The organism is Lelliottia sp. 489 (assembly GCF_050435885.1).
Taxonomy (GTDB): domain Bacteria; phylum Pseudomonadota; class Gammaproteobacteria; order Enterobacterales; family Enterobacteriaceae; genus Enterobacter; species Enterobacter nimipressuralis.
The window spans coordinates 629,757-641,769 of sequence record NZ_JBNDLC010000001.1; the positions used below are offsets into that span (position 1 = coordinate 629,757).

Sequence of the window (12,013 nt, forward strand, 5' to 3'; positions counted from 1 at the left end):
TTAATGCCGTATTGCCCCTGTATGAGGAGTTCCTGTGAACCATTTCCGTCCCGTTGAATTAAAACATGCGAGCCGCCTTCTCAATCACGGCCCGACGGTGCTTATCACCAGCCGCGATGAGCAAATCGACAGACGCAACGTGATGGCCGCGGCCTGGTCGATGCCCGTCGAATTCGAACCACCGCGCATTGCGATTGTGGTGGATAAAAGCGCGTGGTCGCGCGAACTGATCGAGCGCAGCGGCATGTTTGGTATCGTCATTCCGGGCGTCGCCGCCGCAAACTGGACCTACGCCGTGGGCAGCGTCAGCGGTCGCGATGAGGATAAATTCAACGCCTATGGCATTCCGGCAGTCCGCGGCCCGGTGCTGGGCCTGCCGGTGATAGAGGAGCGGTGTCTGGCATGGATGGAGTGTCGCTTACTCCCTGCAACCTCAGCGGCGGAAAAGTACGATACGCTGTTTGGCGAAGTGGTGGCTGCGGCAGCGGATTCACGCGCGTTTGTCGCCGGACGCTGGCAGTTTGATGAGGAGAAACTGAATACGCTGCATCACCTGGGGGCGGGAACTTTTGTGACGAGCGGGAAGATCGTAAAAGCGCCGGAATAAATTCCGGCGCTGATTTTGTCGGCCCGGTTTACCGGGCATTTTTCCTGCTTAACGGGCTGCGCTAGCCTTTCGCGCGACTGGCAATAATGTCATCGGCCACGTTGCGCGGCGCTTCGGCGTAATGGTGAAACTCCATACTGTAGGTTGCACGCCCTTGCGACATCGATCGCAGGGTGGTCGCGTAACCAAACATCTCGGCCAGTGGGACGTCAGCGCGAATAATCTGGCTGCCGAACCGCTCTTCCATGCCCTGCACCATCCCGCGACGGGAAGAGAGATCGCCCATGATATTCCCGGCGTACTCTTCCGGCGTTTCCACCTCCACGTGCATCACCGGCTCCAGAATCGCCGGGTCCGCTTTGCGCGCGCCCTCTTTAAAGCCAAAGATCGCCGCCATGCGGAAGGCCATTTCCGAGGAGTCGACGTCATGATACGAACCAAAAGTCAGGGTCGCTTTCACGTCTACCACCGGATAACCCGCCAGCACGCCGCTGTTCATGGCTTCACGCAAGCCTTTTTCCACGGACGGAATGTACTCGCGCGGCACCACGCCGCCTTTGGTGGCGTCTTCAAATTTAAAGCCGCTGCCTGGCTCAAGCGGTTCAAGGCTTAGCACGACGTGGCCGTACTGCCCTTTACCGCCGGACTGACGGACAAATTTTCCCTCGATCTCTTTCACCGCTTTACGCAAGGTTTCGCGGTAGGTGACCTGTGGACGGCCAATGTTCGCTTCAACGCCAAACTCGCGTTTCATGCGGTCGACGATAATTTCCAGGTGTAACTCGCCCATCCCGGAGATAATCGTCTGGCCGGATTCTTCGTCCGTGTGCAGGCGGAACGACGGATCTTCTGCCGCCAGGCGCTGCAGCGCGATCCCCATTTTCTCCTGATCGGCCTTGGTTTTCGGCTCAATCGCCAGAGAAATCACCGGGTCCGGGAACTCCATACGCTCCAGGGTGATCAGGTGATCCGGATCGCTCAGGGTGTCGCCTGTCGTGACATCTTTCAGCCCCACGCAGGCGGCGATATCGCCCGCGCGCAGTTCATCGACTTCATGACGGTCGTTGGCATGCATCTGCACAATACGCCCGATACGCTCTTTCTTCCCTTTCACCGGGTTATACACCGCATCGCCTTTTCTCAGCACGCCAGAATAGACACGGATAAAGGTCAGCTGGCCGACGTACGGGTCGGTCATCAGCTTGAACGCCAGCGCCGAGAAGGGTTCGTCGTCGCTCGGGTGACGCTCCGCCGGTTGCCCTTTATCATCCACGCCATCAATAGCCGGCACATCGAGGGGCGACGGCATCAGTTCGATCACCGCGTCGAGCATGCGCTGTACCCCTTTGTTTTTAAAGGCACTGCCGCACAGCATCGGCTGGATTTCACCTTTGACCGTGCGTGTACGCAGCCCGTCGATGATTTCCGCTTCATCCAGATCGCCCGTTTCCAGGTATTTATCCATCAGCGCATCGCTGGCTTCCGCGGCGGCCGAGACCATTTTTTCCCGCCAGATTTTGGCGGTGCTCAGCAAATCGTCCGGGACCGGCGCATAGCTGAAGGTCATGCCCTGGGTGGCGTCGTCCCACAAAATGGCGCGCATTTTGATGAGATCGACCACCCCGCTGAAGTGCTCTTCAGCGCCAACAGGGATGACAATCGGCACCGGATTGGCCTTCAGGCGATCAATCATCATCTGCACCACGCGGAAGAAATCGGCTCCCGGACGGTCCATTTTGTTGACGAACGCCAGGCGCGGGACGTGGTATTTGTTCGCCTGGCGCCAGACGGTTTCCGACTGCGGCTGGACGCCACCGACGGAGTCATAAACCATCACCGCACCGTCGAGCACGCGCATGGATCGTTCCACTTCAATGGTGAAATCCACGTGCCCTGGGGTGTCGATAATGTTGATCCGGTGCGGTTCAAAATTACGATCCATACCGGGCCAGAAGCAGCTCACCGCCGCGGACGTAATGGTGATCCCGCGCTCTTGCTCCTGCGCCATCCAGTCAGTTGTTGCCGCGCCATCGTGGACTTCACCCAATTTGTGGCTCATTCCGGTGTAAAACAGAATGCGCTCGGTGGTGGTCGTTTTACCGGCATCGATATGCGCGGAGATACCGATGTTGCGATAACGCTCAAGAGGGATGGGTCGGGGCATGATAAATCCTTAGTCACTTTGACTTGAGTAGAACGACCGGAATGGTCGTCTGTGTGTTCGTCTGCTATAATAGTCCTATTGTACGAGTATATACGAACTATTTTTTTAAGGATGGGCCTATCATTAAGATAGCTCACCTTCCCGCTAACCCAGGAAGTCTATGATCGCCAACCACCCCGAACCTGAACAAATCACGCTGGAAAATGTGCTGTTAGCCCTCGGTAACCCGCTGCGACTGGAGGTCCTCCGCCTGCTCGCCGATGGCAGTGAACTGAGCTGCAACGCCCTGCGCCCGGAAGACATTGCCAAATCGACCATGACCCACCACTGGCGCGTGCTGCGCGATAGCGGCGTGATCTGGCAGCGCCCGCAGGGGCGCGAGAATATGATTTCGCTTCGAAGAGAAGATCTGGATGCCCGCTTTCCGGGGCTGCTGGATACGTTGTTGCGGGTGATGGGCTAGCGTTTGATGCCGGGTAAGCGCAGACGCCACCCGGCCTAAATCTTACATCGAATACCCAGGCTTTTTGATGAGTTCATCCAGCTTCGGTCCGATTTCCGTATCCCAGACCTGCGCTTTCCAGTCTTCCTGCTGCACCTGATTCAGGGCCACAGAGACTGAACTGTCTTTACTGTTAAAATGACGAATAATCACCTCCGCGATATCCGCCGCCAGGGCGGTTTTTTGTTCATCGTTCAGATCGCGGGGAAAACATTTGATATCAACGTGTGGCATTGCAGGCTCCTGTTGTTGTGAGCGTTTCAACTTATCAGATAATTTCGTTCGCCTTTAACACCTTGTGCAGTTCTGGCCGCTGACAGACAGCATCGGCGATGGCGGTGATACGTGGCGTATTGGCGGCAAACCACGCGTGGCGCGGGCCCCAGGTGCGCATCACCGCAACATAGACGTCAATGAGCGTGAGCTGCTCGCCAAGCGCATAGGGCGCGGCTTTAAGATGATTATCCAGCCACAGATAGAGCGACTTACGCCAGGCGATACAATTTTCGCGCAGCTGTTCCGGTGCGTCCGGCGCCCAGCGTTCAGGGTAATCGGCGTAGGTAAACGTAGGATAGACATTGGCCACCAGCCAGATCAGCAGGCGCTGAAACTGTGCCCGGTCGGGATGGCCCACGGGTGGGGCGAGTTCCGGGCAACGGTCCAGAATCATCAGGCCGATGGCGGCCGTTTCACTCATCACTGCGCCATTTTCCAGCTCCAGCGTCGGCACCTGGCACAGCGGATTGAGTTTCTCCAGCAGAACGCGCTGCGGGCCGGGCGAATCAAACCCTTCGACGTTGATAAAACGATAGGGAATATCGGCCAGGGTCAGCATCACTTCGCTGATTGCCGAACCCCAGCCGGGTACGCCATACACGTTAATCATACTGCCCCCACTCAGAACAAATTCTAAGTGTAGAACATCAGTAGGTGATGCCCGGCGGATTGACTTCGGAGCGCGCGACGCCTTCGCCCTGCTCACCCCAGCGCGCCAGCACCTGCTGATACTCCCCACGCTGAATCGCCCCATCGAGCGCGGCCTGCAGGGCATACACCAGCTCATTCCCCTTTTTGGTGGTGGTCGCAACATAGGCTTTTTTCGGCCCAAGCCCCACTACCCGGGTTTTGCCCGTCAGCGCCGCTTTATAGGCGGAAACCGACTGCGGGCCGAAAAACACATCCGCGCGCCCGGACTGAATATACAAATTGCCGGAAGCGTCATCCGTCAGATAGACCGGCAGCGCCGCCTCGCGCCCGGCCTTTTTGTTCTCCTCGTTCCAGCCGAGAAGAATGCGCTCCTGATTAGTGCCGGAGCCGACAATCACCTTTTTACCCGCCAGATCTTCGGCATTTTTAATTGTCTGCACGTCGCTGGTGGATTTCACCGAAAACGCCAGTGAATCGACGCGATAGGTGGCAAAATCAAACTTCTCTTTACGCTGCTCGGTCACTGCAATGTTCACCAGCGCTACATCGTAACGCCCGGAGCTGATCCCGAGCGGCCAGTCTTCCCAGGCGGTCGGTACCAGTTTCAGTTTTAACCCGAGACTCCCCGCCAGCAGCCGGGCGATATCCGGATCGCTGCCAATGCGGGTGCGGTTATCGCTGGCGAGGAGCGCCAGCGGCGGCGAATTAAGGGCAGAAATGGCGACCGTCAGCGTACCCGGCTCAACAAATTTATAGCCCTGCGGGATCTTCGCGATCGCCGCCTGATCCACTGTCACCGGCAGCGGCTGTTCGTTAGCCTTTAAATCAATGCTGGCCTGGCTCACTGAAACGACGCCCAGCAGCGCCAGCAATCCGTATTTCATACCCTCTCCTTACAGCACTTTCGACAGGAACTGACGCGTTCGGGCGTGGGACGGACGGTTTAATACCTCGTCGCTACTGCCCTGCTCGACTATTTTGCCATCGACCATGAACACCACCTGATCGGCCACTTCGCGGGCAAAACCGATCTCATGCGTCACCACCACCAGCGTAGTGCCGGATCGGGCCAGTTTTTTGATCACGTCCAGCACTTCGCCCACCAGTTCCGGGTCGAGAGCCGACGTTGGCTCATCAAACAGCATCACCCGCGGACGCAGGGCCAGCGCACGGGCAATGGCGATGCGCTGCTGCTGGCCGCCAGAAAGATGACGCGACCAGGCGTCGGCTTTTTCACGAAGCCCGACCACATCCAGCAGGCCGTACGCCCGCTCTACCGCCGCTTTACGGCTCAGTTGCTTATGCGCAATCGGCGCTTCAATCAGGTTTTCCAGCACCGTGAGATGCGGGAAGAGATTAAAGTTCTGGAACACGTAGCCGACGTTGACGCGCTGCTTGAGGATCTCTTTCTCTTTCAGCTCATAGAGTTTGTCGCCCTGACGGCGATAGCCGATGTAATCCCCGTCGATCTGGATAAAGCCTTCATCGACGCGCTCCAGGTGGTTAATGGTGCGCAGCAGCGTCGATTTACCGGAGCCGGACGGGCCGAGGATCACCGTCACCGAACCTGGCGGAATCTCCAGCGACACGTTATCCAGCGCCTTATGGCGACCAAAGAATTTACTGACGCCGGTAATCGAAATATGTCCTTCAGGAGAGGCTGGCATGGATAGGCTCCTGTGATGGGGTAACGGAACGGGTGCGCTGACTGGCGCGAGACTGATTTACCGCCGAGCGGCGTTCGCTGCGGGCAAGACCGCGCTCCACCACATGCTGAATGACCGACAGCACGGTGGTGATCACCAGATACCAGGCCGCGCCAACCATCAGCAGCGGGATCACCTCCTGCGTGCGGTTGTAGATCATCTGAATGGTGTAGAACAGCTCCGGCATGGCCAGGACGTACACCATGGCGGTGCCTTTGGCGAGGCTGATAATCTCATTAAACCCGGACGGCAAAATGGTGCGCAGCGCCTGCGGCAATATAATGCGCACCGTGCGACGCCAGGCCGGTAGACCCAGCGCGGCAGCCGCTTCGTACTGACCGTGATCGACGCCTAAAAAGCCGCCGCGAATGATTTCGGCGGTGTAAGCGCTCTGCACCAGCGTCAGGCCAACCACGGCGGTAGAAAACTGCCCCAGCACGTTGATGGTCTCAAATTTGCCCCAGGTTATCTGAGTAAAAGGCACGCCGAGGGAGAGCGTGTCGTACAGATACGAGAAGTTGTAGAGAATAATCAGCACCACAATCAGCGGCAGCGAGCGGAACAGCCAGATGTAGCCAAACGCCAGGGTGCTTAACAGCCACGACGAAGAGAGTCGCGCCAGCGCTAACATGCCGCCCAGCACCACGCTTAACGCCGTGCCAATTAAGGTCAGCAGCAGCGTTTGCCCGACCCCTTCCAGAATCACCGGATCGAAGAACCAGCGTGCAAACACGCCCCACTCCCAGCGCGGATTAAAGGCCACCGACTGAACGACGACCGCCAGCACAAACAGCGCGGCAATCGCTCCGACGGTGCGCCAGGGATAGCGCGCCGGGACCACTTTGATGGTTTCAACGTTGTTGTTCATCGTCGTTCCTAATGCGGATTTACTGAACGCTTCGCTAACCAGCGTTTTGGTGAAGCGCAGACGCCCGTCAAAGGGTGGCTGGCTGTACTCTTCCGGATCGCGATCGAGATCGAATTGCGGCGCGTAGCCCTGGCTCAGATAGAGCCTCACCGCTTCCGGCTGACGAAAACCGGTAGTGAGATAGATACCGCTGTACCCCGCCAGCACCGCCCTGCGCTCCAGCTCCTGCACCACGCGCGCGGCCAGCCCCTGCTGGCGCAGCGTTTTGTTCGTCCAGATGCGTTTGATCTCGGCGGTGTGCGCGTCAAAGGGTTTGTACGCACCGGTGGCGATGATCTCGCCGTCGCGCTCCAGCACGATAAACAGCCCCTGCGGCGGCAGATACCACTCGGTCAGTTCGATTTCCGCGTCTTTGGAAAAGTAGTCGCCGTAACGGGCGGCGTACTCTCCGAACAGCCCGTCAATAATGGGCTGAAGATCGGCATCTTCCGGCGAAACGTCGCGAAAAAGATCGCTCATGTGACCTCCTTAGTCGCCCAGCCCGGCCGGGTTCACTTCTGAGCTCGGAATACGCTCGACACCTTCGCCCCAGCGGTTGAGCACCTTGTCGTAATCCCCGTTTTTAATCACACCGTTGAGCGCCGTTTGCACCGGTTCTACCAGCCCGGAGCCTTTTTTCAGCGTCACGGCGATGTGCGCCGCTTTCGGCCAGCCGCCATCCACGCTGCCCACCAGTTTGGTTTTGCCGGTCAGGGCCGCTTTCCACGCGCCAATCACATTCGGCCCGAAGAACGCATCAGCCCGCCCGGACTGCAACGCCAGCGTTTGCGCCGCGTCGTCTTTGGTGTAGACCGGGGTAAACGGCTTCAGCCCTTTTTTGAGGTTTTCCGCGTTCCACGCCAGCAGGATCGCTTCCTGATTGGTACCGGAGCCGACAATAATGCGCAGCCCGGCGATGTCTTCAGCCTTCTCAAGGGATTTAATCGGGCTGGTCGATTTGACGTAGAAACCGAGGGAGTCTTTCCGGTAGGTAGCAAAATCGAACTTCTCTTTGCGCTCTTTGGTCACCGTGATGTTGCTGATCGCCGCGTCATATTTTCCGGATGCCACGCCGAGCGGCCAGTCCTCCCAGGAGGTCGGCACCACGTTCAGCTCCAGCCCGAGGCTGTCGGCCACCAGACGCGCAACGTCCACTTCGCTGCCCAGCAGAGTTTTGTTGTCATCGGAGAACACGGTAAGCGGCGGCTGGTTCAGCCCCGCCACGGCGACAGTGAATTTACCCGGCACCGCAAAGCGATAATCCTTCGGCAGTAGCGCCACGGCATCGCCGTTTTTGACGGTATTCACCGGCGTTTTATTGGCCTCGATGCTCACACCGGTGCCGTTAATGTTCACATTTTCTGCCCAGACGGCAGGGGTAAAGGCCAGCGCGAGCGCCAGAACGAGCGAGGTTTTCTGCATAGCGTGTCTTCTCTTATTGTTGTGTGAACTGATTTTTTGGCTGGTCTAACCCCAGGCTTTCGCGAAGCGTGGTGCCCGGATAGTCGGTGCGGAACAGTCCGCGGGCCTGCAGGAGCGGCACCACCTGATCGACAAAGCGCGGGAAGGTGTCTGGCGTACCGCCCTGAATAATGAAACCGTCTGCGGCGTAGGCGTCGAACCACTGCTGCAGGCCATCGGCCACCTCTTCCGCGGTGCCGGAAAAACGCGGGCGCGGGGATGCCGCTTCCAGCGCCACCTGGCGCAGCGTCAGGTTCCGCTCGCGGGCGTTACGTTTGATCTCATCGGTGGTACTGCGGAAACTGTTTTGCCCTAATTCGCCGATATCCGGGAAAGGTTCGTCGAGAGGATACTGGCTAAAATCGTGATGCTCGAAATAGCGTCCGAGGTAATTCAGCGCGTCGTTTATAGACACCAGCGCGGCGGTGGTTTGATACTGCTCTTCCACGTCTGCGGCATCTTTTCCGACAATCACGCTCACGCCCTGGAAAATATGCAGTTCATCAGCGCGGCGGCCGTTTAATTCCAGCTGAGATTTCACGTCACGATAAAAAGCTTTGGCTTCGTCTAAGGTTTCGTGATGCGTAAATATGGCGTCGGCATGTTTCGCCGCCAGTTTTTTGCCGTCTTCCGAGGCCCCCGCCTGAAACACAATCGGGCGGCCCTGCGGTGTGCGGCCAATATTCAGCGGCCCGGCGACCTGGAAGAAATCACCGTGGTGATCCAGCGTATGTAATTTCTGCGGATTAAAGAATTGCCCGCTCGCTTTATTGCGCACAAAGGCGTCCTCTTCCCAGGAGTCCCACAGCCCTTTCACGACGTCGAGATACTCATCGGCGATGCGATAGCGCAGAGCGTGCTCGGGGTGTTTTTCGCGAGAGAAGTTTTTCGCTGAGCCTTCCAGGGGCGAGGTCACCACGTTCCAGCCCGCACGCCCGTTGCTCAGATGGTCGAGGCTGGCAAACTGCCGCGCGACGGAAAACGGCTCGCTGTAAGAGGTCGACAGCGTTCCGACCAGCCCCAGTCGCGAAGTTATGCTCGCCAGGGCGGATAAAACAGTTAACGGCTCAAAGCGATTCAGAAAATGCGGGATCGACTTTTCATTAATATAAAGTCCATCGGCGACGAATAAAAAATCGAGTTTCCCCTCTTCCGCTTTTAACGCCGTCTCTTTGACGAAATTGAAATTAATGCTGGCATCAGCCACGGCTGCCGGATGACGCCAGGCGGACATATTTCCCGATGCGCCATGCAATATGGTCCCAAGACGCAATTGTCGTGTTGCAGACATAGTCACCCCTTACTGGTTAAATTTGATGTAATGCTTTTTCTGCAAGCTGCGAGAAATAGTGCGCGGCGGGTTCGATTAAGGCTTCGTCCGGATTAAAACCCGGATGGTGCAAACCGAAAGGACTGTTGCTGCCAATGCTGACGAACGCGCCGGGAATGTGCTGTAAATAGACGGCAAAATCTTCACCGCCCATGTGCAGCTCTGCGTGCTGCGTTTCGTAACCCGTTTCGCGCGCCACGGAGGTGGCGAAATCGGCCCAGCGTTCATCGTTCACCAGCGCGGTCGGTCCGGCGTACCAGGTGATATCAATCTGCGCGTTAAAGGCGCTGGCAAAACCGGCAGCGATTTCGCCTACACGGGCTTTGACGTTCTGCTGCACTTCAATGCGATGGGTGCGCAGCGTCCCTTCCAGCTCCACGCTCTCCGGCAGTACGTTCCAGGTGTTGCCGCCTTCGATGCGCGTCACGCTCAGCACCACGGAATCCAGCGTATTGACGTTACGGCTGGCGACACTTTGCAGGGCGGTGACGAGCTGACTGGCGAGCAGAATAGCGTCGGAGCCTTCGTGCGGACGGGCGGCGTGCGCCCCTTTACCGGTCACGCGGATCACAAAGCGGTCGACGTTGGCGTAAAACGGCCCGCCGCGCGTGGCGAAGGCCCCTACCGGCAAACCGGGTTCGTTGTGCATGCCGAAAATCGCGCTGATATCCTGAAGCGCACCGGCGCGGACCAGGCTTTTCGCGCCGCCAAAATTCTCTTCGGCGGGCTGGAACAGAATGCGCACCCGCCCCGGCAACGTGGCTTCGCGGGCTTTGAGCTGCAACGCTGCGCCCAGAATCACGCTGGTGTGAATATCGTGACCGCAGGCGTGCATTACGCCCGGATTCTGCGAGCTAAATTCCACACCGCTGCGCTCCTCAATCGGCAGCGCGTCGATGTCTGCGCGCAGGGCAATCTGTTTCTGGCCCTGACCAATTTCGGCGACGATCCCAGTCTGGAGATCGTACGGCAGCACGGTGATCCCGGCCCCCGACAGCCACTGGCGCAGACGGGCGGTGGTTTCGACTTCCTGCCCTGACAGTTCAGGATGGCGGTGCAGTTCACGGCGCCAGTCGATCAGCTGTTGTCCGAGGCTCATACCAGCACCTCCCCGGCAAATTTGGCCTGCGCCAGTAAGCGCAGCGATTGCGTGCGGGCGAGTCCGTCCGCCACGGGCGTATCAATAATAAATTCGTCGATGCCCCAGGTCTGGTGCAGGTTTTCCAGTTCATTGAGCACCGATTCCGGCGTGCCTTTGATCAGCGACTGGGCGCGGCGGGCAATGCGCAGCGGTTCGCTTTCGGCCTGTCGCGCAAAGGCATAGGCCTGCTCTTCGCTGGCGACCGTTACCCGCTGGCCGTTCGCCAGCTCAACGCCCCACACTTCCACTTTTTCCGCCAGCGCATCGGCCTGCGCCTGAGTCGGGGCGACGATCGCCTGGACCGCCACGATGACGTTAAGCGCGCTGTGAGTGCGCCAGGTTTCCAGCACGTCGCGCAGGAGATTCACATCCCCGTTGAGATGGGCGGCAAAGACAAAGTTCCAGCCGAGTTTCGCCGCCAGTTGCGCGCTTTCAACGCTTGCGCCGAGCAGGAATTTCTCCGCGGGCGCAGAGGGCAATGGCGTGGCTTTGACGCTGTCGTCCTGCACGTCAGTTGATGGGGTAAGCCAGCGATCGAGTTGGGTCAGTTGATCGGCAAAACTCCCCTTTTCGTCCTGATGCAGCCCCTGTTGCAGGGCGCGTGTGGAGAGCGGCAGACCGCCGGGCGCTTTCCCGACGCCCAAATCGACGCGGCCAGGGGCTATCGACGCCAGCACATTGAAGTTTTCCGCCACTTTGTACGGGCTGTAATGTTGCAGCATCACGCCGCCAGAGCCGACGCGGATGTGTTTGGTTTGTCCCAGAATCCAGGCAATGAGCAGCTCAGGCGAGGGGCAGGCCAGCTGCGCGGTATTGTGATGTTCGGCAATCCAGAAGCGGTGAAAACCCAGCGCTTCGGCCTGTTTTGCCAGACTCAGGGTACGCGCCAGCGCGTCGGCGGCCGTTTCGTTCACCGCCACAGGGCTTTTATCCAGAATGCTGATTCGCCAGGACATGTTGTGTTCTCGTTTGACTTAACATGTCGCCATTATTAAAGGCGGATTTCAACTCTGAGAAACAATTAATTTACATTTAGTTTGCCGGAAATCAGAAATGCATCCCCCTTCTCTTCATAAGCCTATCGCGCAGAACAGATTAGCCGCCGCGTTCTGTCCATGTTAATGAAAGGGTATTTCGGGAGTTCAATTTCCGTGGTTTATTCATATTTCACTTAATATTTAACTTAAGGAGAGAATTTCATTCGCCATTAAAAATGGCGGCACTCTTTTTTTTGCAAATTCATTACATAAGCAATGTTTAATAGATAA

Annotated in this window: 10 protein-coding genes and 2 pseudogenes; 2 read left to right on the top strand and 10 right to left on the bottom strand. The window is 57.9% G+C overall.

Going from position 1 to position 12,013, the window contains the following annotated elements:
* The first annotated feature begins 34 nt into the window (after window positions 1–34).
* Window positions 35–607: a flavin reductase family protein gene (locus ABIE11_RS03150; protein ID WP_429183971.1), complete on the top strand. Its 573-nt coding sequence runs from the start codon at window positions 35–37 to the stop codon at window positions 605–607.
* Window positions 608–668: 61 nt separating this feature from the next.
* Here ABIE11_RS03150 and fusA read toward each other — a convergent pair whose 3' ends face one another.
* Window positions 669–2,771, bottom strand: coding sequence for an elongation factor G (gene fusA / locus ABIE11_RS03155; RefSeq protein ID WP_429183972.1), 2,103 nt, complete (start codon window positions 2,769–2,771; stop codon window positions 669–671).
* A gap of 160 nt (window positions 2,772–2,931) precedes the next feature.
* On the opposite strand from fusA, the gene ABIE11_RS03160 reads away from it, so the two are divergent.
* Window positions 2,932–3,234: an ArsR/SmtB family transcription factor gene (locus ABIE11_RS03160; protein ID WP_123427826.1), complete on the top strand. Its 303-nt coding sequence runs from the start codon at window positions 2,932–2,934 to the stop codon at window positions 3,232–3,234.
* 42 nt (window positions 3,235–3,276) lie between these two features.
* On the opposite strand, the gene pptA is transcribed toward ABIE11_RS03160, so the two are convergent.
* The 9 genes and pseudogenes from pptA to ABIE11_RS03205 all read right to left on the bottom strand — a co-directional run bounded on the left by pptA (window position 3,277) and on the right by ABIE11_RS03205 (window position 11,701).
* The gene (gene pptA / locus ABIE11_RS03165) at window positions 3,277–3,507 is read right to left on the bottom strand and encodes a tautomerase PptA (protein WP_012017474.1); all 231 of its coding nucleotides are present in this window, start codon (window positions 3,505–3,507) and stop codon (window positions 3,277–3,279) included.
* A 34-nt stretch (window positions 3,508–3,541) separates the two neighbouring features.
* A complete protein-coding gene (locus ABIE11_RS03170) occupies window positions 3,542–4,159 on the bottom strand; it encodes a glutathione S-transferase family protein (protein ID WP_429183973.1) in 618 nt (205 codons plus the stop codon).
* Between the two features lie 37 nt (window positions 4,160–4,196).
* Window positions 4,197–5,084, bottom strand: coding sequence for an ABC transporter substrate-binding protein (locus tag ABIE11_RS03175; RefSeq protein WP_107703506.1), 888 nt, complete (start codon window positions 5,082–5,084; stop codon window positions 4,197–4,199).
* Window positions 5,085–5,093: 9 nt separating this feature from the next.
* Window positions 5,094–5,867, bottom strand: coding sequence for an amino acid ABC transporter ATP-binding protein (locus ABIE11_RS03180; RefSeq protein ID WP_100780060.1), 774 nt, complete (start codon window positions 5,865–5,867; stop codon window positions 5,094–5,096).
* Window positions 5,851–6,774, bottom strand: coding sequence for an amino acid ABC transporter permease (locus tag ABIE11_RS03185; protein WP_100780059.1), 924 nt, complete (start codon window positions 6,772–6,774; stop codon window positions 5,851–5,853). Before ABIE11_RS03185 ends, ABIE11_RS03180 begins: the two co-directional genes overlap by 17 nt.
* Before the next feature lie 132 nt (window positions 6,775–6,906).
* Window positions 6,907–7,293: pseudogene (locus ABIE11_RS03190) on the bottom strand (GNAT family N-acetyltransferase); the annotation flags it as partial.
* A 9-nt stretch (window positions 7,294–7,302) separates the two neighbouring features.
* Window positions 7,303–9,565 (bottom strand): annotated as a pseudogene (locus tag ABIE11_RS03195) (NtaA/DmoA family FMN-dependent monooxygenase).
* A 16-nt stretch (window positions 9,566–9,581) separates the two neighbouring features.
* Window positions 9,582–10,703, bottom strand: coding sequence for a M20 peptidase aminoacylase family protein (locus tag ABIE11_RS03200; RefSeq protein WP_129035252.1), 1,122 nt, complete (start codon window positions 10,701–10,703; stop codon window positions 9,582–9,584).
* Window positions 10,700–11,701, bottom strand: a complete 1,002-nt coding sequence (locus ABIE11_RS03205; RefSeq protein ID WP_429183974.1) for an LLM class flavin-dependent oxidoreductase — start codon at window positions 11,699–11,701, stop codon at window positions 10,700–10,702. Before ABIE11_RS03205 ends, ABIE11_RS03200 begins: the two co-directional genes overlap by 4 nt.
* Window positions 11,702–12,013: the final 312 nt, after the last annotated feature.

What these genes read in the sequence shown, in the direction of transcription:
- ABIE11_RS03185 (WP_100780059.1), bottom strand. Translation starts at nt 6,774, where the DNA reads ATGAACAACAACGTTGAAACCATCAAAGTGGTCCCGGCGCGCTATCCC.
- ABIE11_RS03200 (WP_129035252.1), bottom strand. Translation starts at nt 10,703, where the DNA reads ATGAGCCTCGGACAACAGCTGATCGACTGGCGCCGTGAACTGCACCGC.
- fusA (WP_429183972.1), bottom strand. Translation starts at nt 2,771, where the DNA reads ATGCCCCGACCCATCCCTCTTGAGCGTTATCGCAACATCGGTATCTCC.
- ABIE11_RS03170 (WP_429183973.1), bottom strand. Translation starts at nt 4,159, where the DNA reads ATGATTAACGTGTATGGCGTACCCGGCTGGGGTTCGGCAATCAGCGAA.
- pptA (WP_012017474.1), bottom strand. Translation starts at nt 3,507, where the DNA reads ATGCCACACGTTGATATCAAATGTTTTCCCCGCGATCTGAACGATGAA.
- ABIE11_RS03175 (WP_107703506.1), bottom strand. Translation starts at nt 5,084, where the DNA reads ATGAAATACGGATTGCTGGCGCTGCTGGGCGTCGTTTCAGTGAGCCAG.
- ABIE11_RS03160 (WP_123427826.1), top strand. Translation starts at nt 2,932, where the DNA reads ATGATCGCCAACCACCCCGAACCTGAACAAATCACGCTGGAAAATGTG.
- ABIE11_RS03205 (WP_429183974.1), bottom strand. Translation starts at nt 11,701, where the DNA reads ATGTCCTGGCGAATCAGCATTCTGGATAAAAGCCCTGTGGCGGTGAAC.
- ABIE11_RS03180 (WP_100780060.1), bottom strand. Translation starts at nt 5,867, where the DNA reads ATGCCAGCCTCTCCTGAAGGACATATTTCGATTACCGGCGTCAGTAAA.